General features: G+C 39.7%; 25 protein-coding genes and 1 riboswitch. Of the genes, 10 read left to right on the top strand and 15 right to left on the bottom strand.

Annotated elements, in window-relative coordinates; all coding sequences use genetic code 11:
* Positions 1–14: 14 nt before the first annotated feature.
* The 6 genes from A6J77_RS06320 to A6J77_RS06295 form a co-directional block, all read right to left on the bottom strand.
* Positions 15–1,397, bottom strand: coding sequence for a Sapep family Mn(2+)-dependent dipeptidase (locus A6J77_RS06320; RefSeq protein WP_083069169.1), 1,383 nt, complete (start codon positions 1,395–1,397; stop codon positions 15–17).
* Positions 1,398–1,449: 52 nt separating this feature from the next.
* A complete protein-coding gene (locus A6J77_RS06315; protein WP_083069167.1) occupies positions 1,450–2,166 on the bottom strand; it encodes a TraX family protein in 717 nt (238 codons plus the stop codon).
* A gap of 364 nt (positions 2,167–2,530) precedes the next feature.
* Positions 2,531–3,223 carry an amino acid ABC transporter permease gene (locus A6J77_RS06310; RefSeq protein ID WP_083069165.1) on the bottom strand — a complete coding sequence of 231 codons (693 nt, stop codon included), beginning with the start codon at positions 3,221–3,223 and terminating at the stop codon, positions 2,531–2,533.
* Positions 3,224–3,239: 16 nt separating this feature from the next.
* On the bottom strand, positions 3,240–3,893 hold the full coding sequence (locus A6J77_RS06305; RefSeq protein ID WP_083069163.1) for an amino acid ABC transporter permease: 654 nt from the start codon (positions 3,891–3,893) through the stop codon (positions 3,240–3,242).
* Between the two features lie 13 nt (positions 3,894–3,906).
* Positions 3,907–4,722 carry a glutamate ABC transporter substrate-binding protein gene (locus tag A6J77_RS06300; RefSeq protein WP_083069161.1) on the bottom strand — a complete coding sequence of 272 codons (816 nt, stop codon included), beginning with the start codon at positions 4,720–4,722 and terminating at the stop codon, positions 3,907–3,909.
* A gap of 35 nt (positions 4,723–4,757) precedes the next feature.
* Positions 4,758–5,486: an amino acid ABC transporter ATP-binding protein gene (locus A6J77_RS06295; protein ID WP_083069159.1), complete on the bottom strand. Its 729-nt coding sequence runs from the start codon at positions 5,484–5,486 to the stop codon at positions 4,758–4,760.
* Between the two features lie 315 nt (positions 5,487–5,801).
* Between A6J77_RS06295 and A6J77_RS06290 the strand changes: the two genes are divergently transcribed.
* Positions 5,802–6,593 carry a hydrolase gene (locus A6J77_RS06290; RefSeq protein ID WP_376715918.1) on the top strand — a complete coding sequence of 264 codons (792 nt, stop codon included), beginning with the start codon at positions 5,802–5,804 and terminating at the stop codon, positions 6,591–6,593.
* 17 nt (positions 6,594–6,610) lie between these two features.
* Positions 6,611–7,723: a M24 family metallopeptidase gene (locus A6J77_RS06285; protein WP_083069155.1), complete on the top strand. Its 1,113-nt coding sequence runs from the start codon at positions 6,611–6,613 to the stop codon at positions 7,721–7,723.
* Between the two features lie 594 nt (positions 7,724–8,317).
* Here A6J77_RS06285 and A6J77_RS06280 read toward each other — a convergent pair.
* On the bottom strand, positions 8,318–8,686 hold the full coding sequence (locus A6J77_RS06280; protein ID WP_083069153.1) for a hypothetical protein: 369 nt from the start codon (positions 8,684–8,686) through the stop codon (positions 8,318–8,320).
* A gap of 130 nt (positions 8,687–8,816) precedes the next feature.
* On the opposite strand from A6J77_RS06280, the gene A6J77_RS06275 reads away from it, so the two are divergent.
* The 4 genes from A6J77_RS06275 (at position 8,817) to A6J77_RS06260 (ending at position 12,999) form a co-directional block, all read left to right on the top strand.
* Positions 8,817–9,362, top strand: coding sequence for an FUSC family protein (locus A6J77_RS06275; protein WP_083069151.1), 546 nt, complete (start codon positions 8,817–8,819; stop codon positions 9,360–9,362).
* A gap of 175 nt (positions 9,363–9,537) precedes the next feature.
* Positions 9,538–10,695 carry an alanine racemase gene (gene alr, locus A6J77_RS06270; protein WP_083069149.1) on the top strand — a complete coding sequence of 386 codons (1,158 nt, stop codon included), beginning with the start codon at positions 9,538–9,540 and terminating at the stop codon, positions 10,693–10,695.
* 96 nt (positions 10,696–10,791) lie between these two features.
* Positions 10,792–10,940: riboswitch (Lysine riboswitch) on the top strand.
* A 169-nt stretch (positions 10,941–11,109) separates the two neighbouring features.
* Positions 11,110–12,000, top strand: coding sequence for a 4-hydroxy-tetrahydrodipicolinate synthase (gene dapA, locus A6J77_RS06265; protein ID WP_083069147.1), 891 nt, complete (start codon positions 11,110–11,112; stop codon positions 11,998–12,000).
* 129 nt (positions 12,001–12,129) lie between these two features.
* Positions 12,130–12,999, top strand: coding sequence for an AraC family transcriptional regulator (locus tag A6J77_RS06260; protein ID WP_083069145.1), 870 nt, complete (start codon positions 12,130–12,132; stop codon positions 12,997–12,999).
* A 341-nt stretch (positions 13,000–13,340) separates the two neighbouring features.
* On the opposite strand, the gene purB is transcribed toward A6J77_RS06260, so the two are convergent.
* Complete coding sequence (gene purB, locus A6J77_RS06255; RefSeq protein ID WP_083069143.1) at positions 13,341–14,642, bottom strand: adenylosuccinate lyase; 1,302 nt, start codon at positions 14,640–14,642, stop codon at positions 13,341–13,343.
* 148 nt (positions 14,643–14,790) lie between these two features.
* Entirely contained in the window at positions 14,791–15,879 is a 1,089-nt protein-coding gene (locus tag A6J77_RS06250; RefSeq protein WP_227645135.1) for a hypothetical protein, read from the bottom strand.
* 368 nt (positions 15,880–16,247) lie between these two features.
* Here A6J77_RS06250 and A6J77_RS06245 point away from each other — a divergent pair, with 368 nt between their 5' ends.
* Positions 16,248–17,210, top strand: coding sequence for a helix-turn-helix domain-containing protein (locus tag A6J77_RS06245; protein WP_083069139.1), 963 nt, complete (start codon positions 16,248–16,250; stop codon positions 17,208–17,210).
* Between the two features lie 72 nt (positions 17,211–17,282).
* Here A6J77_RS06245 and A6J77_RS06240 read toward each other — a convergent pair whose 3' ends face one another.
* Positions 17,283–17,981, bottom strand: coding sequence for a hypothetical protein (locus A6J77_RS06240; protein WP_083069137.1), 699 nt, complete (start codon positions 17,979–17,981; stop codon positions 17,283–17,285).
* Positions 17,982–18,056: 75 nt separating this feature from the next.
* The gene (locus A6J77_RS06235) at positions 18,057–18,989 is read right to left on the bottom strand and encodes a YitT family protein (protein ID WP_083069135.1); all 933 of its coding nucleotides are present in this window, start codon (positions 18,987–18,989) and stop codon (positions 18,057–18,059) included.
* Between the two features lie 211 nt (positions 18,990–19,200).
* Here A6J77_RS06235 and A6J77_RS06230 point away from each other — a divergent pair, with 211 nt between their 5' ends.
* Entirely contained in the window at positions 19,201–19,947 is a 747-nt protein-coding gene (locus A6J77_RS06230; RefSeq protein ID WP_016896446.1) for an amino acid ABC transporter ATP-binding protein, read from the top strand.
* A gap of 68 nt (positions 19,948–20,015) precedes the next feature.
* Here A6J77_RS06230 and A6J77_RS06225 read toward each other — a convergent pair whose 3' ends face one another.
* Positions 20,016–20,555, bottom strand: a complete 540-nt coding sequence (locus A6J77_RS06225; RefSeq protein WP_083069133.1) for a GNAT family N-acetyltransferase — start codon at positions 20,553–20,555, stop codon at positions 20,016–20,018.
* 213 nt (positions 20,556–20,768) lie between these two features.
* Between A6J77_RS06225 and A6J77_RS06220 the strand changes: the two genes are divergently transcribed.
* Positions 20,769–21,737 carry a rhodanese-related sulfurtransferase gene (locus A6J77_RS06220; RefSeq protein WP_083069131.1) on the top strand — a complete coding sequence of 323 codons (969 nt, stop codon included), beginning with the start codon at positions 20,769–20,771 and terminating at the stop codon, positions 21,735–21,737.
* Positions 21,738–22,031: 294 nt separating this feature from the next.
* Here A6J77_RS06220 and A6J77_RS06215 read toward each other — a convergent pair whose 3' ends face one another.
* Genes A6J77_RS06215 through A6J77_RS06205 form a run of 3 tightly spaced genes read right to left on the bottom strand, consistent with a single transcriptional unit; the run spans position 22,032 to position 24,735 of the window.
* Positions 22,032–22,835 (bottom strand): ABC transporter ATP-binding protein, encoded by an 804-nt coding sequence (locus A6J77_RS06215; RefSeq protein WP_083069129.1) that lies wholly within the window; start codon positions 22,833–22,835, stop codon positions 22,032–22,034.
* Positions 22,836–22,850: 15 nt separating this feature from the next.
* Complete coding sequence (locus A6J77_RS06210; RefSeq protein WP_083069127.1) at positions 22,851–23,750, bottom strand: ABC transporter permease; 900 nt, start codon at positions 23,748–23,750, stop codon at positions 22,851–22,853.
* Positions 23,751–23,772: 22 nt separating this feature from the next.
* Positions 23,773–24,735, bottom strand: coding sequence for an ABC transporter substrate-binding protein (locus tag A6J77_RS06205; protein WP_083069126.1), 963 nt, complete (start codon positions 24,733–24,735; stop codon positions 23,773–23,775).
* 493 nt (positions 24,736–25,228) lie between these two features.
* On the opposite strand from A6J77_RS06205, the gene A6J77_RS06200 reads away from it, so the two are divergent.
* Entirely contained in the window at positions 25,229–26,482 is a 1,254-nt protein-coding gene (locus A6J77_RS06200) for a diaminopimelate decarboxylase family protein (protein WP_083069124.1), read from the top strand.
* Positions 26,483–26,542 lie beyond the last annotated feature (60 nt).

The raw sequence follows: 26,542 nt of genomic DNA, 5'->3' as shown, positions 1-26,542 counted from the left end.
CCTTATTTATCTTCCTACCCTAATTGATCTGCTTGACCAAGTTGGATGAAAGCATCTGTGTATAATTTTAATAAATCTTCTAATGTATCCATTTCGATGTATTCATCGGCTTGGTGCGCTACATGTGCATCGTGCTGGAAGTTCATTCCAAATGATACGCAAGTCGGCATTACTTTACTATATGATACCCCACCAGAGATAATAGGTTCAATAGCGTGGTCTGGGAAATGTTTGTGGAAGGTATTTAATAATAATTGATTGGCTGGTAAATTCACGTCAGACAGAATTGGTGCTGTATCAAAGGATTTCACAAATGGGATATCCGCGAATTCTTTGGTAAAGGCAGCTGTCAATTCTGGTTCGGTAATATTGGTTGGGTAACGAACATCGATGGTAAAGGCAATTTGCCCATCTGCCGTTTTTTCAATAACGCCTTGGTTTAAGGTCAATGGCCCCATAATATCGTGGTTACGGGCTACGCCAAATCCTGACCCATCATAAGGTCGAAATAGGCGTGTCCACTTGTTGGCCAAGTCATCTGAATAGGTACTAGCGATGATTTCAAAACCACGGGTGATCGCTGAGTCCCCTGCTTCAGGCGTTGAGGCATGGGCAGAAATTCCGTAAACTTTTAGGATTGTTTGGCCGTTTTCTTCTTTGATTGCGATTGGCCATTGTTTCTTATTAGCATAAGCTTCTAGACTAAGATTTAAGGTGTCAGCGATGACAAATGTCGCTTCTGATGGCACTACATTTGACCCGGCCCCACCAACAACACTTTTAATGATGGTAGCTAGCTTTAAATCGCCTTTGAAGTTCCAAGTTGTGGCCCCTTTTTCCCCGATTTGTAGTGGGAATTGCCCGTCTGGTGTGATGGCGAAGTCAGGTGCGCCTTCTTTGATTACGTATTGCGGGATGTCCGTCATGTCCGATTCTTCGTCAGACCCAATCACGATACGGATGGTATTCTTTAAGGGAATTTGGTAGTCCTGTAAGATTTTAACGGCATAGTATGACAGAACGGCATTCCGTTTCATATCTGATGTTCCGCGGCCATACATACGACCGTCGATAATTTCAGCGCCAAATGGTTCTTTGGTCCAATTTGACAAGGCCCCTACTGGTACGACGTCAATATGACTAGCAACATCCACCCGGTGGTTAGTCCCCGCATTTTGGGATTCCATGTGAACGGTATATGGGTAAACATCCCCTACCTTCATGTCGTCACGGACAGCTAAATTGTGCATAAAATCTAGCGCTTTGCGGACTTCAGGTCCATAAGGGGCATCAGCTGTGGCCGCCTCATCATCGCGAATAGATGGGATGCGGACTAAACCTTGGATGTCTTCGATCATTTGAGGTATATATTGTGCGAAATCTATTTTATCTAACATGTTATTCTCCTAGTTTTTCTAAATTTTAAATTTTGTGTGTTATATGAATAGGCTAAATAATGAAATAACGGGCAATCAAGCCGAATATCAGCAGATGAATAGGGTAAATCCAATACAGCCATTTGGCGTTGTAACGGCCCCTTAATCCATTGTAGAAGTAGGTCATTACAAAAGATATTGGTGCAGTCACTTCCCATAGCACGAGTACCGCCCCAGCAAAGGATTGGATGAATCGTTGGTCTCGGGTAACATAAAGGGCACCAATTAAAATTACACCAAACATGCCGTAATCCGTATTGAAATACTCTGCAGCGATTGCTAATAATACGATAGGGATAATACCTAGCCAGTGGTATTTCATTATACTAGCCAACCAGATTGCTAATAGCCCCAACAATAAGGTAAAGAATACATTTTGATAAGCCAAATCAAAAAATTGTTGGCCAATGGCTAGGTTAAAAGGAATTTCCGATATCAAAGCAAAAATCCCTAACCTTATAGCATATTTTTGTTTATTAGAGGTATGAAAGAAACCTTCAACCAATAGGAAACAAAATATCGGAAAAGCAATCCGCCCGATAAGCCGAAAGCTGGTATAAGCCGTATAAGCCAAGGAATAATCAAAGGTTTCCAGTTGTCCACTATTCAATAAAGGCAGTAATATGGCTGCACCCATGTGGTCAATAATCATGGTGACCATGGCAATCCATTTCAAGGTAGAACCCGAAAGCCCGCCCTGTTTATTTTGTGCGTTCATTGCTTGAGCCAAGCGACTACCTCCTTATTTTCACGATTTTCATGATAGTGTTATTTTATCATAGTTTCTTCATTTTTCTTTATTTATCACATTGTTTGGGCAAAGAAAAAGGCCGAGAAAAAATCCCGACCCCTTGTTGATATTAAAAAAATTATTGAACACAGATTTGGTTTTTTTGAATCCCTAACCTATGTTCAGCTTCATGAAACCATTTAGGCCCAATCTTAAAAAACTATCCTATTTTACAATCAACCTACATATTCTTGTGGTCTTTTGAAAGAATGACTTCTTCCAGTGCTATCTGTCTTAACGCTCTGGCTCGCATCTTGGTTCAAAGGCCATGATAGAAAAACAAAAACCAACGACTTGAACTGTTCTATGCCGGTGTTTTCAAAGCGCCATCTTTTGCTGTGGCCTTGTTAGAACGTCGGTTTGATAGGTATTTTGAAAATTTAGACAAGGTATAACATACCAACCAATATAGGAAGGTCATGATCACAAACATTGGAATCACATATGCTGTATTTTGGTTGTAGATAATCTTCGCATTATGCGTCAATTCCGGTAAGGAAATAATTGTCGCAAGCGATGTATCCTTAATCAAGGCAATCAATTGCGACACAATCGAAGGTGCCATAGACCGCACAGCTTGTGGTAATAAAATATATACCAAGGTTTGAACACGGGTTAAACCGGTTGAAATCCCTGCTTCTGCCTGCCCTTTTGGAATAGCATTCAATCCACCACGAATAATTTCTGAAATCATGGCTGATTCAAATATGGTCAAGGCCCCTACTGCTGCCCAGAAAATATTTAAGCGAATCCCTAATTGTGGCAAAGCAAAGTAAGTAAAGAAGATAATCAATAGTAAAGGTAAGTTACGAATAATGTCGACAACTAGCCCTAAAGCTTTAGATAAAATTGGAATCCCCATAAAACGAACAACCCCAAAAATACCACCTAAAATTAACGAGAATATGATAGCGTAAAACGTTACTTGAAGCGTAACCCATAGACCATCAAGTAAAAACTGGATATTCATCCATTGAAATGCACCTGCAAAATCCATCTATTACCGCTCCTTTCTAACGTACGTCCTGTTGTGCTAATCGTTTTTCAATATATGAAACTAATAAAGTCAAAGGTACTGTAATGATCAAGTAAATACCTGCAATCATTGTGTAGGTCCCTAAAGTATTAAAGGTTTCACTGGCAATTAAATCACCGTAATACATTAAATCTAACCCAGCTACCATAGCTAGAATAGAAGAGTTTTTTACTAAGTTGATAAATTGGTTACCTAATGGCGGAATCACAATTTTCACAGCTTGTGGTAAAACCACGTACTGCATCGTTTGTCTGTAAGTCATCCCTTGTGAAATAGCTGCTTCTCTTTGGCCTTTAGGTACAGCGTCAATCCCTGAACGAACAACATCCGCGATAAAGGCAGATGTATAAAGGGTTAAACCGATAATCCCTGATTGGAATCCGGTAATTTCCACCCCGTATAAAGGAATAACTACATAGAAAAACATTACAATAATCAATAAAGGAATATTACGGAAAAATTCTACATAGATATCCCCAATTTTAGCTAAAACCTTATTATCTAAGGTTTGGATAATCCCCATTAAACCACCAATAATTAAGGAAGCAATCAGAGCAATCACTGATGCAATCAAGGTATTGATAAATCCTTCAATAATTAAATCAGAATAATTTGTTAATAATTCAAACATGTGCTCAACCTCCCTATTCTGCAATTGATGACTCAGTATCGTCACCAAACCATTTTGCATAGATTTCTTGATAAGTACCATCAGCTACCATGTCATCAATGGCTTGGTTTACTTCGTTTAAGAAGCCATCTTGACCTTTGTTGATGGCAATACCATATGGTTCTGTTGTAAAGGTTGAGCCAGCAATTTTGTAACCTGGATTTTGTTCCATGATGCCTAATAAAATCGCATTATCAGTAGTCATCGCGTCCCCTTGACCTGATTTTAAGGCCGTGAAGGCTTCAGCGTAGTTTTCTAACTCTAAAATATTCGCATTTGGCGCTGCTTCTTTAATTCGTTGGGCTGATGTAGACCCTTTTACCGCCAAAACGGTATGTTCACTCGTCAAGCTTTCAACACTTTCAATATCAGAATCTTCAGGCACCATCAAGGCTTGCCCGGCGTCAAAGTACACTTGACTAAAGTCAACTTGTTTTAACCGCTCTTCTGAGATGGTCATGGTGGCAATCAAAGCATCTACGTTCCCATTTTTCAGTAAAGGAATACGGGTTTTGGAGGTTACCTCAACAAATTCTGCTTCGGCATTTTCCCCACCGACACGCTTAGTAATTTCTTTCGCCATATCGATATCAAAACCTTCGATGCGGTTTTCTTCAATATTATATTTCCCAAATAAGTTGGTATCGACTTTTACCCCCCAAGTGATGACCGGGTAGGCTTCGCTGTCGACTCGCTCAGCAATATCCTGTTGGCTTGCAGCAGAGCTTGTACAGGCCGTAGCCAAGAAAGCAAAAGCCACTAGCGCAACAATTCTCCATAGTTTTTTCATAGTATCCCCCTCTTTCCTTAAGCGTGACTTGGTGATTAGACTAAGATCTTGCTTAGGAATTGAACGGCACGTTCATCATGAGGATCTTCGAAGAACTCTTTCGATGGACGGTCTTCTAAAATTTCTCCTTCTGCCATAAAGATGGTTCTATTCGATACTTCTTTAGCAAAGCCCATCTCATGCGTTACAACAACCATAGTCATGTTGTCCTCAAAAGCGATACGTTTCATTTGATCCAATACTTCCCCAACCATTTCTGGGTCAAGTGCTGAAGTTGGTTCATCAAATAGCATCATTTTCGGACGCATAGCTAGGCCACGTGCGATGGCCACACGTTGTTTTTGCCCACCAGATAATTGACTTGGGTATGCGTCACGTTTATCCCACATATTTACCCGTTGTAACAAACGCTCTGCTCTATCTTGGGCATCTTTATCGGTTTTCTTCAAGACTTTTAAAGGTGCCAATGTCACATTTTCTAACACAGTCATGTGAGGATATAATTCGAAGTGTTGGAACACCATACCGCAGTCGCGGCGAATTTGACGGATGTCAGTGTTGCGGTCTGTAATATCTTTCCCATCAACAATTAAATGGCCTGAATCTACCTTTTCTAAAGCATTTATCGTCCGAATTAAAGTTGATTTACCGGAACCAGAAGGTCCAATCAAGGTCACAACTTCACCCTCATTTATCTTCAGATTAATGTCTTTCAACGCGTGGAATTTACCATAATATTTTTCAACATGATCAAATGTAATCATCATAGCACCTCTTCTTAATTTGATTTTTCCTTTTGAATACAATTGAAATAAACTTGAATGTAAACAGGATTTTTGCATAAAGATAAAATAATTCTAATCATTTCTTAAGCAGGTGTCAAATTTTTTGATAGATTTCTTAACATGTACCGATATCAATGTTAATTTATATTTCATAATCGAATTATTTGAACAGCTTTTTAACTTGATATGACGCCCTGTTGAAATTTTGAATTGTCATTCTTTTTACATAAGTATTATAATAAGTGTAGAACTATTTGAAACACCCATTCAATCAATTAAATGGAGGTTATAACGTTGAATCAACCAAAAAACGGCTCTCAAAATATCTCTTCGCAATTTAGAAGCGATATGGTGATGGTGCCAGAAGTTATTAACGAAGCATCCGGTATTCGCGTGTTTGGACGAACTTTAAAATCATTCGTTTTTACAACTGACGTCGCCACAATCCTATATTGTAATGCGGATGCCGTCTTAGCTGTCTACCCATTCTCCCCGCATCCTGCAATCATTTCAGCAGTGACATCAGTAGCCAGTCAACCTGTATTTGCTGGCGTTGGTGGCGGTACAACTCAGGGTAAGCGTAGCGTAGATATTGCCCTTTTTGCCGAAGCGACAGGGGTTCAAGGGGTTGTGGTGAATGCCCCGATGACCGCAGAAAATATTCTAGATATTGAACACACCGTTGACTCCCCAATTGTAGCGACAGTTGTCTCTGCCTATAACGATATTGATGCGCGAATTTCTGCCGGTGCGGATATCCTAAACGTTTCAGGTGGCAAAGAAACAGCCGCTATAGTTGAACGGATTCGCCGGGATTTCCCAGATGTGCCGATTATCGCAACTGGTGGTCAGAATGAAGACACCATTCGTAAAGTGATCGAAGCTGGCGCCAACGCCGTTTCTTGGACACCGCCAACTACTGGTGAAATATTTAAAGAGAAAATGGTCAAATACCGTAAAGACCGTCGCGAGGACTTCCTTGAAACCCATGATGGTATGACCTTACGTGAATTTGAGGAATATATTGAGGAACATCCAGAAGCTGAAGAGAAATATAGTGAAGATTCTTCTGACGGCTATCTGTAACACGAGATGGAGGACATATGGATCAAGAGCATAGCAACCGACTAACAACCATTCAACAACAAGTTAAAAACCACAACTTAGATGCCCTAATCATTAGCGACAAGGCATCCATCGACTACTACACCGGTGTCATTTTTGACCCCATGGAACGTTTTTGGTTATTAATTATCCAACCGGAAAAAGATCCACAAATTATTGCTAACAAGCTATTTGTATTCGACGAATTAGCTGAAATTGACGTCACTTGGGTAGATGATAACTACACAATAACTGAAGCCTTCGCAAATCTAGCGGATTTCCCAGCAACCGACGCCCCACTACGAATCGGCGTGGATAAATTGTGGCGGGCTGACCAACTACTAGCCCTCGCCAAAACATACAACCAAGCCACTTTTGAAGTAGGTTCTGACTTAGTTGATGCCCAAAGAGCCATTAAAACTGCTGAAGAACAAGAAAAAATGCGTAAAGCTTCAGATATTAACGACCGTGCTATGGCTCGTTTAATCGAAGAAGTCTTACCACTTGGTTTGGACGAATTGGCTGCCGTAGATAAATTAGCCCGCATTTACGATGAAGAAGGTGCAGATGCCGGTTTTTCATTCGAACCCATTATCGCTTACGGTCCAAACGGCGCTGACCCACACCATGAATCTGACCATACCTTGCCGAAGCGCGGTGATTCGATTGTCATTGATATCGGCTGTAAACATGAAGGATACTGTTCCGACATGACCCGTACCGTTTATTACGGTGAGCCTAGTGCTGAGGCAAAAAGGGTATACGACATCGTGCTGGAAGCCAATTTACGCGGCATTGACGCGGTCAAAGTTGGCGAAACTTCGGCAAATGTGGACGCTGCAGCGCGTGATTACATCACAGCCCAAGGATACGGTGACCAATTTACCCACCGACTAGGGCATTTCATTGGACGCGAAGTTCATGAAAAAGGCGATGTGTCAAAAGCTAATACAGATACCATTAAAGATGGCAATATCTTCTCCATCGAACCTGGTATCTACCTGACTGGTAATACAGCCGTTCGTATTGAAGATTTAGTGATTGCACATGATGGTCGCACTGAAAACTTGAACCACTTCACCAAAGATATGATTATTATTCAACCAAAATAAAATATTGCACACTAAAAACACGACGTTCGTCGTGTTTTTTTAGTTCTATGTTCATATACCCTATGTAGTAATTTTGATTTATTTCGCAATATAGAATCCTTTATCTTCTGCTTTGCCTATCATTGCCTTAAAAAGCAGTGGGGCCGCACTCAGCCATAGTCGGGTTCGAACCTTCAGTTTATGGCCGAGTTTCCCCTTTAGTACTTACCAAGCTTACTTAATCTATTAATCCTAAAAATGATTACTGGTCAATAAAATTCGACATTTAACGAATTAGCATTTGTCAAAAATGCAGAATAAGTCATGGTCAATATTAATTAAGTGATATTATATAAATCTAATTTCACTATCCTTCAATCTTGGATGCTAACCATTTTTTATTCTTAAAAAGTCTTATTATATACTTGGTTCACCATGTAAGTGAGTAACCCCTCCTTAAATCATCTGTCTATGATTTGTGGACGAATCAAATTTCACTTTTTAATTCTATACATTTAAAATATGCGATTCAAAAAAGCGCCCACCACGACAAGTGAAGGGCGCTTTTCCTTTTGCTTTTGCTTTTATTTCTTAACGACTCCTGTCGCACTTTTTCTACTTAAAGATCATTTGGAAGAATTCGAATACGCGTGGCCCAAGCAAGGCTACTGCTAGGATGGCGAGGGCTAGGATAATCCATACCAGTACTTTGCGCGAGTGATTGCTTGAACCTGACCAAAAGTACTGTTTTTGTCTTTGTCTTTCAAAGAAGATTTCATTGGTGTCTAAGTCTTGGAAGGTTTCTTTTGGCACAGGTGTTTCCGCAAACGTTTCGACGTTAAATTCAGTTGTATCCTGTGTGAGTGTTGTCCCAGAGACTGAGGAGTTAATGTCATCTGAAAAAGATTTTCCATACTTTTTTTGGTTATTCTTCTTCTCGCGTTCAAGCGCTTTTTTCGCTTGGCGATATGTTTGCCGCTTCACCTAGTGCACCACCTTTATTATTTAGTTCATTTCATCAAGTATTCCTAGTATAATCTATTTACAAGAAAATTCAAATTGTGGAGAAGCGGAATTTTTCAACTTTCTCTCTTAATTAAAGGAGCCTATTTCAGTGAAACAAAATTTTCATGTTGGTATGCGGACCCTAAAGACTTCTTTGAGCGTCTTTGTAATAGTCCTTGTTTCAGCATTTATCCCTATTGACCCGCAAATTGCTGCCCTTTCAGCAGTATTTTCCCAAAGGGCTGACGTCACTTCGTCGCTTTCTTTTGGTTTGCGTAGAACCTTAGCCATTGTTTGTGGGGCTTTTGCCTCATTGGTTTTTATTTTTTTACATAACTTATTGCCTGACCATTATTTAATTACTGCACTTTTAGGCGGTTTAGGTATTTTAATTACGATTCAAACCAACCTTCTGGTTAAGAATCCCCAAGGGGTTATTGGTGGTAGCGCCACTTTTCTTGTCATTGTCTTCAATATTCCAGCGGACAATCAATATATCTATGCCCTGCTTCGGGTATTGGATACCTTCCTTGGTGCCATTATCGCTGTTGGTATCGAGTACATTTTTCCAAGAGACCGAGTTGTCCCTTGGATCCTTACTTACAATAGCCATGTACCGAGGTTTCTACAAATCTCTACCTCTGAAGACGTTTAACTGACAACTAAAGTTACCTTAGGATTGGACTAACTTAGCTTTTCCTTAAATTAGAGACCCTTCTTTCGAGTTTTTACCCACAAGTGTTATAATAAATGAGAAGTGAAATGCGCGGTATTAACGCCATTTCCTATCTATTTCGATCAATCCACATGATTAAAGAGAGGTTTAAACTATGACCATTGGTTATCATCGCCCTAGTAAGGCCATCGTGTCTCTAGATGCGATTACTCATAATTATTTCGCTATTAAAAAGCATATCGGTAATAAAGCTGTCATGGCAGTCGTTAAGGCTGACGGCTATGGTTTAGGTGCCGTAAAAATTGCCGACGCCCTCCAATCTCGCGGTGCGGACGGTTTTGCGGTCGCAGTTGCGGATGAAGCTTTAGAACTAAGAGATGCCGGGATCATTGCCCCTATCATGATTTTAGGGTTGACTGATCCAGACGATGCCTGGCTTTTAGCCAATTTAGAAATTGGCGTGACAGTGTCTAGCTTGGACTATTTAAAATACGCCAAGAAACACGATAAAGACTTTTCTCGCCTCCATCAATTGAATGTCCACCTTAAAGTGGATTCTGGGATGGGTCGGATTGGTGTGCGGTCTGCTGAAGAAGCGCAAAAAATCATTGATTACATTGCCAAACATCCGAAGAAATTTAAGTTGGCTTCAGTCTTTACACACTATGCTACAGCTGATTCCTTCACTGACCATGGTAAGGACAAGGTTCAAGCCCAATCTGACTTTTTTGGAGATTTACTTGGTCAATTGGACTACTCAGCATTAGGGTACACCCCCCTTTTCCATCAATCAAACTCTGCCTTAAGCCTTTGGTACCCGGAAAAAACTTTGGATGCTGTGCGACTTGGCCTGGGTTTATACGGATCCATTCCAAGTATGGAAGATGTGGCGTCGCCTGTTGATTTCAAGCAGGCATTGACTTTGGAGACGGAAATTATCTACGTTAAACAAATGCATGCGGGCGATACGATTTCCTACGGGGCTGATTATGTGGCCGGTGCGGATGAATGGGTGGCTACCCTACCGATTGGCTACGCGGACGGCTGGCAAAGAAGTTATTTGGGCTTGGATGCCATTGTAGACGGCGAGCGGTGCCCGAGTGTGGGCCGGATTTGTATGGACCAGATGATTATTCGCCTACCCCATGAGATGCCTGTTGGCGCTAAGGTGACTTTAATCGGAACAAATGGCGGCCAGACTGTTGATGTAGTGGACGTTGCTAATCACGCTGGAACGATCGCCCATGAAGTCTTGACGAATTTAGGTCAACGATTACCCAGAGAATATACGTCTAATAAAAAAAGAAAATGAAATAACGCTTTCGAAATCTAATAATTTTTTCATTTAGCCCTTGCCTTTAGTGGATAGTCATGTTAGTTTTAAACTAACGATTATACGAATAGAAAGTATAGATATAGAGGATGCGCAACCAATCAGTAGCCGATGGTGAAAGGTGGTTGTGCCGAAATGCAGATTTTCTGTGTTGGGGGTAATACCTAAGAGGGTTATCCCTGTCAAACCTTAATACCCATTAAGGTGCGGAGCGCTTGTCTTATGCTAGGGATTAAAAAACTGTTAGGGTTATTGAATGCTATCAGTATTTTTTGACACGTTTTCCTAGGTAGACACAGAGTGATGCTCTTGTCTGCCTTTTTTTATACTCAAGCTATCTGATCGTTTTTCATAGAGACAATTACAAAGTGCGAACAATTTAGGAGGATTCTCATGACAATTTTTAAAGGTTCTGCGGTAGCCATCGTTACCCCTTACGATAATTCATTAGAACAAAATATCAATTACGATGTGTTTGCGGAGTTGATTGAATTTCAAATTGAAAATGGTACAGATGCCATTGTCGTTGCCGGAACAACTGGTGAAGCTTCAACACAAACTGACGAAGAACAAGTTGAATTAGTAAAATTCTGCGTGGAAAAAGTCAATGGTCGTGTGCCCGTGATTGCTGGTGCTGGGTCTAATGATACTGCCCACGGGATCCAATTAACGAAAGACTGTGTAGCCGCAGGTGCAGATGCTATTCTTTCTGTAACGCCTTATTATTTAAAAACGAGCCAAGCTGGTTTATTGGCGCATTATAGTGCCATTGCAGATGCTGTAAAAACGACGCCTATTATCCTATATGATGTACCAGGCCGTACAGGAATGTCTATTGCCCCTAAAACATTGGCGGAACTTAAAAATATCGACAACATTGTCGCCATTAAAGATGCAACTGGTGATTTAGCCAATGCAGTGGAGGCGCGTTACAACGTTGGTCCTGATTTTGATGTGTACTCTGGAAACGACGATACGGTTATTCCATTAATGAGTTTGGGTGGCCAAGGAGTGATTTCTGTTTTGGCTAACATTGCACCAAAACAAGTACATGAAATGACTCATTATGCCTTAAATGGCGATTTTAAAAAAGCGACTGAAACTCAAACGGCTTTTAAACCGTTAATCGATATTTTATTCAGTGAGCCAAATCCAATTCCAATCAAAAAAGCCCTGTCTATGCTTGGTTTCGATACAGGTTCAGTGCGTCTACCACTAGTCCCTGCCCAAGAAGAAACAGTGGCTGCACTTGAATCTGAAATGAAGCGTTTGAATTTGCTATAGTCTTTCCATTTAAAAGCTAAACTGTGGTATATTAAAAGGGTGTGTATTGAATTAAATGCACACTCTTTCTTATTTCTGCAAGTTATAAGTAGTAGCTGGATTGAATATATATAATAGGAGTTTTGATTTATGCCAACTAGAACACCACCATTTCGAATCAAACTAAAAAAAGTTGATCAACAAAAGGTTGACATTTATAATCGTTCTTCTTTCCATCGAAACGAACTCTTGATTCCTCTTAGGCCCTTCTCTATTGAGTTAGCCGACAAGAAAATTGACGTCTCTGTACGTCAAATTGTTGTCTTACCTGAACCAATTATGAGACGGTTAATCTTACCGGAAAAAGACTGTGGTCCTCACGTTGACGACCACAAACTAACAGAAGAAAAAATATATGCCTATATTTTATCCCTAGGCGAACCTTACTTAGATGCCATCGCCGATGATTTTGTGGAAACACCTGAAGTTAAACATGTTTTTGATGAACCACATGTCTTCAGCTTCTCATTTGTCACTTGGCAACATCTATTACAAAATTTGATTCAATTACAGTTGGAATTGAAACGACCTGAAGACAACATTCAAAAGAAAATGGTCTTTAGTATTGTATCGACCATATTCCTTGAATTGTATCGACTTTCTTCAGCTTCAAACCAAAACCGGTTCGAGATGTCTGAAAGAGAGATTTTAGCCTACGAAATTAAACATTTTATTGTTGATTCCTACCGAAAAGACATAACCCTTCAAGATATCGCAGACAAGTTCGACATTTCAACTTCAACTGTCAACCGCGTCTTCCAACCTTACTTCCATTCAACCATTTACCAATTCATTTTGGAGTTGCGGTTAGGTTATGCCTATACCTTGATTGAAAGTGGTTTGTCTATCACGGAGTCATGGCAAAAAGCGGGTTTTAATGATTATAGTAACTTCTATAGAGCCTTTATTAAGCATTATCATATTAGACCGCATGAAGTACCAAAAAAAGGAGAATCGTAAGAGTCTCCTTTTTTTGATTATAGTTTTATAGACTTATAGATTTCAGCCTTCGCCTATCATTGCCTTAAAAGCAGTGGCACCACCATCAGCCATGGTCTGATGGTTTGGCTGATTACTCATTCTGTAAGGTCTGGAAGTCCAAACAGAATGACGTACATTAGTCCATGCTCTTTCACTGCTAAGGCACACTAGGCGAGTTCAACCTCAGACCAAAATAATGCTGATTCATGCTACTTGGAACAGTTTTTTATACACTAAAGAAAAGGGTCACGGTACTTGCCCTAATCTGGGTTAAGTACTGTGACCTTTTTGTATACAGTCATCACGATTTTGTTAATAATCTAATCTTCTACTAGTCCTAATTTTTCGAAGATGCCATCTACTTTTTGGATGTGGTAATGGTAGTCAAAGGCGTCATCAATAGCTGCTTGATCTAGGTGACTAGTGATTTCTTCATTGGCTTCTACAAGCCCTTTAAAGTGCTTGCCTTCATCCCAAGCGATTGCTGTTAATGGTTGAACTAAATCGTAGGCTGCTTCGCGTGATAAGCCTGCATCAACCAATTTTAGCAATACACGTTGTGAGTAGATTAAACCGTGAGTAGCATCCATGTTGCGTTTCATATTTTCAGGGAAGACGGTGAGTTTTTCCATAATGTTTGCGAAACGATTTAACATATAATCTACTAAGATTGTTGTATCTGGTAGAATAATCCGTTCAGCAGATGAATGAGAGATATCTCTTTCATGCCATAAAGTCACGTTTTCATAGGCAGTCATGACGTGACCACGAACGACACGGGCTAATCCAGCCATGTTTTCTGAACCGATTGGGTTACGCTTATGTGGCATAGCGCTTGAACCTTTTTGCCCTTTTGCAAAGAATTCTTCCACTTCCCGCGTTTCCGATTTTTGTAGCGAACGGACTTCTGTCGCAATATTTTCTATCATTGTAGCAATTAAAGCGAGTGATGAAATATATTCAGCGTGTAAGTCACGTGGTAGGATTTGCGTTGAAATCTCTTGTGGGTTAATGCCTAAGTGTTCACATACATAAGTTTCAATAAATGGCGGTACATTGGCGTAAGTACCTACTGCACCAGAAATTTTACCTGCTTCAACACCTCGCGCAGCTGCTTCAAATCGTTGGATATTTCGTTTACATTCTGAATACCAACGCGCTACTTTCAAACCAAAAGTCGTTGGTTCAGCATGCACACCGTGGGTACGACCCATTGTAACCGTGTATTTATGTTCAATCGCACGTGCTTTTAACACCTGCAAGAATCGGTCTAAATCTTTACGAATTAAATCATTTGCTTGTTTTAATTGGTAACCTTGAGCTGTATCCACAACATCAGTAGACGTTAAGCCATAATGCACCCATTTACGTTCTTCGCCCAATGATTCAGACACATTACGGGTAAAGGCAACCACATCATGACGGGTTTCTTTTTCAATTTCTTCCACTCGTTTTGTATCAAAAGTGGCCTTTTCACGAATAGCTTGCGCATCCTCTTTAGGGACTTCCCCTAAGGCTGCCCATGCCTCTGTTGCAAGAATTTCAACTTCCAACCAAGAGGCATATTTATTTTCTTGTGACCAGATTTGCCCCATTTCAGGACGGGTATATCTAGGTATCATAACATTCTCCTTTATTGCACGCGCTCAATTTTTGTACGCAACAATTATATCACATGCCAGCTTTCTGGCAGTGATTATTTTTCGCAAAAAAAAAAGACGAGTCCCAATATTGAATCTCAAATTGGTCTCGTCTCTGTAATTTTTATGGCTAATGGTGATGGTGGTCATGATCGTGATCATGGTCCAATTCTTCCATCAATAAATCAGGGTGGTCAGCTTCTAGTTGGTCTAAAACTGCCGTCACTTGCGGGTCAACATTGCCTAAAATATCTTCATAAATGGCTAAATATTCGTAGGCCGCTTCATATTGGCCGTGCTCATTAAAGCGGAATGCTGCTTCTTTTAAAGCTGTTAACATATCCACTGATGGATAGTCGTTTAAGCCAAGATCCTCAAGGAAGGCTTCTTGTTCCTTACCTTCAAGAATTTCTGGCCACTCACGGTCTAATTCTGCTAAGACTTCTAAACCTGCTCTGGCATTATCATTTTCATTCCACATAAGGGAAATATGGTATAACATGTAGGCTTTCTCAAAGTCTTCTTTACGGTAGTAGAAGTCCCCGATTAAAGCAAACCCATAAGCTAGGTCCTCTACTCTAAGTGAATAACTCAAACCATTAAGAACGGTTGGGTAAGACATCCCGTACTGTTCCATTTCTTGGTATAGTTCCGCTAAGGCGTAGATAGTGTCTACATCATAGGGATTCCATAATAAGGCTTGTTGGTATGAGTCAATCGCTTCACGCCATTCATTGGCTTGAATTTGCACCTTGGCATATTCTACATACATCCCAGCATAGTCACGCGTTGTTGGTTCTAATTCTAGACCTGGTTCATTATGGTAAATAAACTGGAATAAGTCTAATTCCTCATAGATACTTAAGTTTTTTATGTTTTTCTTAGGTGTGAATTGGTCAAAATCGTCTTCCATCCGGCGAATATATAATGACATTTCAAAATTGGCACGGACTGGGTCGATTGCCATAATATTGCGAATGCGTTTAACGAATTCGACATCATCTTGCATTTTAATTTCAGCAATCATTTGATTGTAATCTGTTGATTGATTCGGGAATTTTTCCGCCATCACTTCATTAAAGGCTTTTATAAATTCATCATCGCTGGTGTGTTTGTGGTTATCTCTTAAAATTTTAGAGATAACTTGAATGCAGTAGCTGTAATCATCAGTTGGCACAGCTTGAATTCTTTGTATAAGTTTTTCTTGGTCCTTATCCATAAGCTCGTCTCCTAAAGCAATAAATTTCAGCATAAAATAAGTTCTTCATTACACCAAAATTTATTGTACTGTTTTTTTTGTGCTATTGAAACCAAAAAGCCTTTAAAATACTCTTTCATTTTTGATTTTAAAGTTGCGCAGTGTTGAAAATTGTATTTTTCCTGACTGTTGTAAAATACTGTATCGCATGAGATTAAAACTGGCATTGGTTATCAAAGGCCTTATTTTCCCTTAAATTATAACATATATTACAGATTTTTTACGGCACAATCCCTTTCTTAAAATTAAATTATAAAAAGCCTTGAAACCGCTTGTAGAAGTTTAGTACACTATAGACATAAGTTAAATATTGCAAAGTATAAATTATTATGACGAAAGTTAAATTAGAAGGTGAACTCTTGGAAGCAATTGCCGTTAATACATTTCAGAAACATTTATCTCTTAGCTATCATGATGAACGACGCACAATGATGCTTAAATCTTATAATAATATCCCTTCGCTTGAGCAAATTGGTATGGATCTTGCAGAATACTCTAGAATTACTGCCAGTATGCATTATCATGACCATTTTGAAATTCTATTTTACTTAGGTAATCAATGTCAGTTTATCGTTAATGATATCAGTTACACACTTTACAATGGTGATATTCTGATCATTCCACCTAACACTCCGCATTTAATGACTAGTGAAGAAGGTATTAATAATACTCGTTTTATTTGCATGGTGCCTGAGATGTTGATTGATCAATATGCTATGGTAAATGATAATCTTTATGAAGATATTATTCGCTTTTATAATGAACCGGGGCATTACCGTTTAGATAAAGAAAATCTGGATAAGACAATTACTCATTTAAATAAAATTCTTACTTATAGTGATGAAGAAGTAGAAGAAACTACCTTCGCAACTGCTTTTCACCTATACCATTCATTGATGAACGTCTACCATGCGAAGAAAATCCCGTCTATGTCTGGTGATTATAAAGAGGACAAACACTTTAGTCACATCATCTACTATATTGATCAACACTTTAAAGAATCTGACTTACAATTAGACCGGATTACACAAGTATTTGATATTTCGCCATATTATTTATCAAAACTATTCCGTAAAGAAATGAACCAAAACTTCCACGAATATTTGATTGAGAAACGTGCCAACTATGCTGCACAATTAATCGATCATATGAGCACCAACAAAATGTCCTTACAAGACATATCCAACGCATCAGGATTCGGAGATTATTCTACTTTCTACCGTTCATTCAAGAAGGTATTCAACACCTCTCCGAAGAAGTATGCACAACAAAATACGCAGACTATTCTTTAAAATTTAACACAAAGAAGAACCACCCTATCCATACCGACTAGCGCTGATAGAGTGGTTCTTTTGTTATAGGTCCTATTGGTCAGGTTGGTCATCGTCAGATTTTTTTCTAAAATCTGAAATATCATGGACGTCGCCAAGTGTCGCGTGGCTGTCCTTGTTATTGTTATCGCTGTCATCCTTAGCGTCATCTTCCGCTTCATCAGCCCTACTGTATGATGGTTCTGCCTCAGGCATATCCAGATTATAGCGGTCATGGATGTTTTGCGAGAATTCTTCATAAGAAACAACTTTAACAAATGAATCTGGCGTAAAACGTGGCCGGTATGCCTCTGGGAAATCATCAAATTCTGACATTGAGAATAAGAAGCTTTCTCTTTGTTCTGGTGTTAGTGTAGTAAAATAAGCCAATGGAATCATATCGTCCGTTAAACGTTTGTTTCGTAGACGTTTAATAAAATGCACAATATTATTTAAATCATGGTAATAGGCAAAATATAGGGCTGACTGACGTCCTTCAATTGGTGTTTGTGCATAGCTGATGAGTAAGTTTAATAAGGCTTGTTTTTCGAGTTCATTTCTTGCCTCGAAACCTTCATAAGTTGTACGAATCATGTATGGTTGGTCTAAAGCTACTTCAGCCAGCTTGGCGTCATCATCATAAATTTTCAAAATCCGGTGTTTTGACCCATCCTTATATTCTTTGCTAGCCACATAGTAGTTTTCTATAAATCCTAAATTGATCAACTTTGAATATAATTCATCTGTTCTCACACTAGCCCTCCGTTCGTATTGCTATCATTCTTATGATATATATCTTTATTATACATGATTATTGGAACAAAAAGGCTAATTCTTGATACTAGAATTTTTTCCTTTCAAAGCATGCTCTCTTAGTTTAGCAATTCGAGACTGTTTTTTCCTCACTTCAAAGGAGAATCCGCGCCCAGTCACTTCAGATACTGGCGATACATACATAAAAGCATTGCTATCTATTTCAGTAACAAAATTTTTCAGACGTAGTAACTCTTCCCGGTCAACTACCGTTGTAATAACTGCCCGCGTTTTCTTCGTATAACCACCCTTAGCCGTATAGATTGTTGTCGCACGGGCCAATTCTATCAAAATAAAATCGTTGATTTCCCCAGCCATTTCTGACGTAATATTCACGTTGTATCTTGCAGAACCACCAGTGATAACGCGGTCAACAACGACATTGGCCAGTAGGACCCCGATTGTGGCATACAAACCACGTTCAATCCCAAATACCACCATATTCGCAAACAAGATGGTCATATCAGAAATCATGACCCCTGTCGCAAAGCTGATAGGTAGGTACATGTTCATTATTTTGGCAATAATATCTACCCCACCAGTTGTGGCACCAGCATTAAAAACCAGGCCGACACCAGTTGAAAGGAGGACTTGACCCAAAATCAAGTTGACCAAGGGATCATCAGCAACTGCCCCTGTCACTGGTACAAACCGTTCGAACAAGGCATAAAATCCTGAATAGAGGATGACAGAATACAGGGTTGTCCCACCAAACTCCTTACCAATCACCATAATCCCAATGACCAGTAAGACCATATTAATGGCAAAGAGGATCACTGAATAAGGTAGTGGAATAAAAGGTGCAAATACCTGCGCCATACCTCCAGTACCTCCACCGACAAGGGAATCAGGTACTAAGAAGAAATACAAACCAATGGTCATGCTTAATGTCCCCAAAGTGATGATGAATAATTGCTGAATATCTAAAGATGCTAGTACTTTTTTCAATTTACTACCTCTCTTTCTTGTCTAATCTAATACACAAAATATAACAAAATACCCTTGGGCAATCAATCAGTGCCCCTCATTGTTTACATTACAATTAAAGCTTGTGATAAAAGTTGACAAAGTGACAATTTCAAATTAAAATACCATTAAATTTGTCAATCGAAAATATACGAAGAGATGAATAAGAATTAAATCCGAGAGGGATGAGAAAATGGCTGAAACAACAGCAACTGCAAAAGTTATTGTAAATGATTTAAAGAAAAGCTTCGGTAAAAATGAGGTCCTTAAAGGGATTGACTTAACCATTAACCAAGGTGAGGTAGTTTGTATCATCGGACCATCAGGGTCTGGTAAATCAACATTCTTACGTTGTTTAAACCGTTTAGAAGACATCAACGGTGGTGAAGTTTTAGTAGATGGCACAAATATTGCCGACAAATCTATCGATATTAATAAAGCACGTCAAAATATCGGCATGGTGTTCCAACACTTTAACCTATTCCCACATTTAAGCGTTTTGGAGAATATTACCCTAGCGCCAACCGAATTAGGTAAGACACAAAAAGATGCCAGCAAAGAACAAGCTTTGTCTTTATTAGAGCAAGTAGGCTTAGCGGATAAAGCAGAAGCTTTTCCAAACTCTTTATCTGGTGGACAAAAACAACGTGTGGCTATCGCCCGCGCTTTAGCAATGAATCCTGACATCATGTTGTTTGATGAACCAACATCAGCACTTGACCCAGAGATGGTTGGTGACGTATTAAACGTTATGAAAGACCTTGCTAAAGAAGGTATGACCATGGTCGTTGTAACACATGAGATGGGATTTGCCCGAGAAGTAGCGGATCGTGTGATCTTCATGGACGGCGGATACGTTGTTGAAGAAGGTAAACCTGAAGATATCTTCAGTAACCCACAACACAACCGTACAAAAGAATTCTTAGATAAAGTTTTATAATATATTGCCACAGAAAAAGGTATGTGATGTTTTCTATCACATACCTTTTTCTGTATTCACTTTAAAGACTATCTTACAGCACCATACAAGGCTTTGTCCGAAATACCTGAATTATTGGCTAAAGCAGCTTTGCGTAACCCTTCATATTCGAAGTTTAAGGCTAAAGCCAATTCTCTGTCAGCTTTGTTTCGACTATCTTGATCAAAAGACAAACGGTTCATTTGCACTTCTTTAAACAAAAAATGCACAATATTTTCTAAAGCTTCCTTCGCTAAGCCTTGGTCTTTATAGGCTTGACCCATACAGAAGGTTAAGTCGGCAGCCTGGGTGTCTTTATGCACTTCAGTCACCGTAATTTCACCTACCGCTTCTCCAGAAGATTTGTCTTCCACACACCATCTGTAGGTTTTACTTCTGTCCTTGCGTTTATCCCATTTCTCTAAAATACTTTTACTATCAGAAACGGATTGGTGCTTGTCCCACGTAACAAATTCTGTATCTGCCATATTCCCTGCCCAATTCTTAAACATGTCCTTGGCATCACTTGTTTTGAACTTACGTAACAATAGATGTTGTGTTTCTATTGTCTTGGTTCCTTTATGATTCATAACTAACCCCTACTAACGATTTACTTGAAAATTCATGTAATCGATACATATTTCACAATCCATTATAGCATGTTTTTCTAATGTAAAAACAGGCTTGTGAACTTTTTTCAACATTCGAAACAAATTTAGTACTTGTTTATCACTGGTTTATGCCTTATAATGTAATCCGTAAAAACTCGCAGTCATACCTGCAATATGATGGAGGAATAATAAATGAATAATAACGAATTCCAGGTACTACTTTACTATAAATATGTACCAATTAAAGACGCAGAACAACTCGCCAAAGACGAATTACAATTCTGTAAATCAATCGGATTAAAAGGCCGTATTTTAATTAGTGATGAAGGGATTAATGGTACTGTATCTGGTCCAAAAGAAGTGACTGTACGCTACATGGAACACATGCACGCTATGGAAGAATTTTCTGACCTATGGTTTAAAATTAACGAAACGGATGACTACGCACACAAAAAAATGTTCGTACGTTACCGTGAAGAAATCGTTTCTTTAAACCTAGAAGAAGATTTAAACCCTAACGAATTATCTGGTACCCACCTAGATCCAGCTGATTTCCGTGAAGCAATGTTAGATGAAGATACTGTTTTATTAGATACACGAAACGACTATGAGTATGATCTTGGTCACTTCAAAGGCGCTATCCGCCCTGATATCCGTAACTTCCGCGAATTACCTGAATGGGTACGCGAAAACAAAGAAAAATTCATGGACAAAAAAGTCCTTGTATACTGTACTGGTGGCGTACGTTGTGAGAAATTCTCTGGTTGGATGATCCGTGAAGGTATCGAAAACGTTAGCCAATTAAACGGTGGTATCGAAAACTACGGTCAAGACGAAGAAACTCGTGGCGACTTATGGGAAGGTAAAATGTACGTCTTTGACGACCGCATCTCTGTACCAATAAACCATGTTGACCCGTCAATCGTTGGTAAAGACTACTTCGACGGTACTCCATGTGAACGTTACGTAAACTGTGGTAACCCAGAATGTAACAAACAAATCTTAGCTTCAGTAGAAAACCAAGAAAAACATCTTGGTGGTTGTACACACGAATGCCGTGTTCACCCACGCAACCGTTACGTACAAGCTAAAGGTTGGTCTCACGATGAAATCGTTGCACGTTTAGCAGCAATCGGTGAAGAACTAACCGTAGAAGCCTAATTTAGAAATCAAAAGACCGCTAGGCAAACCCTGGCGGTCTTTTTGCGTCTAAAGGAAGACAATATTATTCATGATGAGTCCATCATCATATCTTGGTGAGTTTGAATCGTTATCATCATTTATGGAACATCATTTTATATCATGATAGCCAAAGACTTACTAAACTACAATTGCACCCATTCAATCAAGTCGAGTTCACTCGACCAGCTCAAGTACACTTCAGCCTAAGTTGCACCACACTGCATGTGGTACTGCCTTAGACTGCCATCAATATTGAGCTGAACGATTTCGCGCTCATCCTAGTATTAAAGCGTCATCGTTTAATGAACGTCCTGATTGTTTTTTGAACATGTCTAATAATTGTTGTACGGTTAATTGTTTCTTCTCTTCACCAGAGATATCAATCAAAATGCGGCCATTGTCCATCATCAACAAGCGGTTACCCATTTGGATGGCTTGTTCCATATCATGTGTAATCATCAAGGCTGTTAATTGGTCTCGTTGGATCACTTCTTCCGTTAATTTTAAAACCATGTCCGATGTTTTAGGGTCTAAGGCGGCTGTATGCTCATCTAATAGTAAAACTTTTGGCTTTTTCAAAGTCGCCATCAATAATGTTAATGCTTGACGTTGTCCACCAGAAAGCAAGCCAACTTCAGCGGTTAATCTGTTTTCCAATCCTAAGTCCAATAGTTTTAAGGCTTCTTTAAATTGTTCACGTTGCTTGTTGTTGACTCCTCGTCCAAAACCAAATGAGTGGCCGCGACGGTCTGCTATAGCCATGTTTTCTTCGATAGTTAAGCGACTAGCAGTCCCCATCCGTGTATCTTGGAATACGCGTGATACTAGGCCTGCGCGTTTGTTGGCAGTTAGGTTGGTCACGTCTTTATCTTCAATTTTAATAGCCCCTTGGTCTACCAATAGCGAACCGGCAATGGCATTTAGGAAAGTCGATTTTCCGGCCCCGTTACCACCAATAATCGTAATGAAGTCCCCTTTTTCCACCTTTAGATCGACCCCTTTTAATACGTGGTTTTCGTTTGGTGTCTTAGCTTCAAATGTTTTATGTACATTTTGTAATGTTAATACGCTAGTCATTGGTCAATCTCCTTTCTACGCTTCTTTACTTGTAATTGAATTTTTCACAACTTTTTTACCGTGTTGACGAACAGCTGGTACCCCAAGCGCTACGGCTAGGATTAAGGCTGAGAATAGACGGACGTCGTTTGGATTGAAGTTTAATTCTAATACCAATAGTAATAGTAAACGGTAAATGATTGACCCTAATACAATCGCTAATAAGCGTTTAACAAAGGTGATGTTTTTCCCAATGGCTTCGCCAATGACTACTGAGGCTAAACCGATAACCATTGCTCCAACACCCATGTTGACATCTGCATAGCCGTTGTTTTGCGCTAATAAACCACCTGATAAACCAACTAATCCGTTGGCTACCATGAAGCCGATAATCTTTGTCCAGTCTGTATTGATCCCGTTGGCTTCACTCATCATGTAGTTATCACCTGTGGCACGGATGGCTAAACCAATTTGCGTATCAAAGAACCATTTAAGTAAGGCCACGATGGCTACAACAATGAATAAACCAATAACGATAACTGCTAAAGTCTTGTCTTCAATTAATTGACGCATTTGAGTGACCAAGGTATTTTGACTTAATAATGGTAAGTTGGCTTGACCTAAAATACGTAGGTTAATAGAGTACAAACCAGTCATGGTAATAATAGATGCAATCAAAGCTGGCACTTTCAATTTCGTATGTAATAAACCAGTGATTAGTCCAGCACCTGCTCCAATGACAAATGATAGTAAGGTGGCAATCCAAGGTTCCATGGCAAATTCAAAAATTAACCGTGATACCAAGGCTGCCCCTAAAGAAAACGATCCTTCAACTGTCATATCGGCCACATTTAGGATTCGGTAAGTTAAGTAAACCCCCATCGCCAATAATCCCCATAACAATCCTTCTGATATACTGCCTAAAACAACACTCATGTTAAAATCCTCTCTCTTCCCTTTATTCTGTCACTTGGATGCTGCCCGGATCAATGCCCAACGCTTCCGCCATGTCTTCATTTACGTATAATTCTAATTCTTTAGCTTGCTCAATCGACATGGTCGAAGGATCTTCACCTTCAATTACCCGTGCTGCCATTTCAGCTGTTTGACGGCCCAATTCGTAGTAGTTTAATGAATAAGTCGCTAGTCCACCATCTTCCACTTGGTCAATTGATCCAGCAACAACCGGTACTTGGTACTGTTCAGAAACCGCACCCACCGTTGACGCTGTCCCTGCCATGATATTATCTGTTGGAATATATAGCAATTCCGCTTCTGACATGACAGAGTTCAAAGCTTGCTGTACATCATTAGTTGAGGTGACCGTACGAATGACTGGCGTTTTACCGGCCGCTACAATAGTTGCTTCAGCTTGTTCTGCTTGAATTTGCGAGTTGACCTCACCTGTGTTGTAAATGATGCCAACTTTTTCCACTTCAGGTTTAATCGACATTAATAGCTCAACTTGCTTCTCAACCGGCATCTGGTCGCTTGTTCCCGTCACATTTCGGCCCGAACCATCTAGTGATGCCGCCAAACCAGCTGTTATAGGGTCAGTCACAGCTGTAAAAAGGAGTGGTTTCTCCTCTTCCGTCACGGCTAGTGCCTGAATAGTTGGCGTTCCGATACCCAAAATTAGCTCAGAATTCTTCAACAATTGTCCTGCCATTGGATACAAATTAGCTTGCTGCCCTTGGGCATTCATCCGGTGGTAAACCACGTCAATGCCCTCTTCATAACCTAGTTCAGTCATTCCATCAATAAAACCTTGCTCCGCATCATTTAAGGAATTGTGGTCCATAATCGACAAAATACCGATATCTAAAATGCCATTATCTTCAGCATTCTCACAGCCAGCCGCAAAAATCGCCAAACTAGCTACTAAAGCTACCAAGCCTTTCTTTAAGCTCAATCTTTTCATTATTTACTCCCCTTTACAATCAATCCAAAGAAAAAGCACCTATCCAGATAAAATCTAAATAGGTGCTTATAGCGCTAAAATATCTAGCTATGCCACAATAGATTTTATCTCTACGTGGCCACTTGTTACGCAACAAAATGTTTAGCCATCATAGATACGGTTCAGTTGTTTACTGACGTTTGTATCTATGATCTAAAACAGATTTCATAAATACAAACTACCTAAAATAGCTAAAGTAAAAGCGATTATTCGTATGTAGGCTGTTCATTTTCATCAATAAATCCCCTCGAATATGGCTGTCATTCATCTAGTTGCGTCTTTCAATAGCATTATCATAGATTTAATTAAAAAAATTGTCAAGCCAATTCACATAGATTTTTCATATTATTGCTTTTTTTATAAGGTCATTACCAGTTAAGGATTCTAAACTTGCATAAACCACCTTTTTTCTTCATAATGAGAGTAAGATTAAATTTAAAGGAGACAACAATTCATGCAAAACAAACGTCCATTTACTAGCCTGGCAAAAGTTGAAGAAATTGCTGCTGAAATCCCTACTCCATTCCATTTATACGACGAAGCCGGTATCAGAGACCGCTGTCGTCGTCTGAAAAAAGCTTTCTCTTGGAACCCTAACTTCCATGAATATTTCGCTGTTAAAGCCACACCCAATCCACACGTATTAAAAATTATGCAGGAAGAAGGCATGGGTGTCGACTGTGCATCTTATACAGAACTTGTATTAGCCGACAAAGTTGGTTTTTCAGGTCATGATATCATGTTTTCATCTAACGTAACGCCAGCAGCTGATTTCAAAAAAGCAGCTGAACTTGGTGCGATCATTAACTTTGACGACATCACGCATATCGACTTCTTCAAAGAACACGTAGGCGAATTTCCAGAAACTGTTTGTATCCGTTACAATCCAGGTGGGACATTCGAAGTTGCGAACGGCATCATGGACAACCCTGGTGACGCCAAATACGGTATGACACCAGAACAAACCCGCCAAGCCTTCCAAAAATTAGCAGACTACGGCGTGAAAAACATCGGTATCCACTCATTCTTGGTTTCAGGTTCGACATCAAACGAATACTATCCAAAATTAGCACGTACATTATTTGAATTAGCGGTTGAATTAAAAGACCAAACTGATTTAAATATCACCTTCATCAACCTATCAGGTGGTGTTGGGGTGGCTTACAAACCAGAAGAAACACCTGCAGACATCGACATCATCGGTGACGGTGTGCGCCAGGCATACGAAGACATCATGGAACCAGCTGGCTTAGGTGACGTTGCCATCTTTACTGAATTAGGTCGTTGGATGTTAGCTGAAAACGGTGGTTTAGTAGCCAAAGTCCTACATGAAAAAATCACTTACAAAGACTACATAGGATTAGACGCATCTGCCTCTGACCTATTACGTCCAGCAATGTACGGCGCTTACCACCACATCTCTGTCTTAGGCAAAGAAGACGAAACTGCCGACCAAACATACGATGTAACAGGTGGTCTATGTGAAAATAATGATAAATTCGCTATCGACCGTCAGTTACCAAAAACAAATATTGGCGACTACATCTGGATCCACGATGCCGGAGCCCACGGTGCCTCAATGGGTTACCAATACAACGCCAAATTGCGGTCAGCAGAAGTCATGTTAAAAGAAGACGGCACATTTAAACAAATCCGTCGTCCTGAAACACCAGAAGACTACTTCGCAACTATGGACTTTAATTTCTAAAAAATATATCCCGTAAAAAGCGCCCGAACATGATGTTTGGGCGCTTTTTGCTTTACTCTT

The sequence above is a fragment of the Aerococcus viridans genome (genome assembly GCF_002083135.2).
In the GTDB taxonomy this organism is placed as follows: domain Bacteria; phylum Bacillota; class Bacilli; order Lactobacillales; family Aerococcaceae; genus Aerococcus; species Aerococcus viridans_C.
Note: the sequence above shows the minus strand (reverse complement) of the source record. Positions and strands in the feature narration are given on the sequence as shown.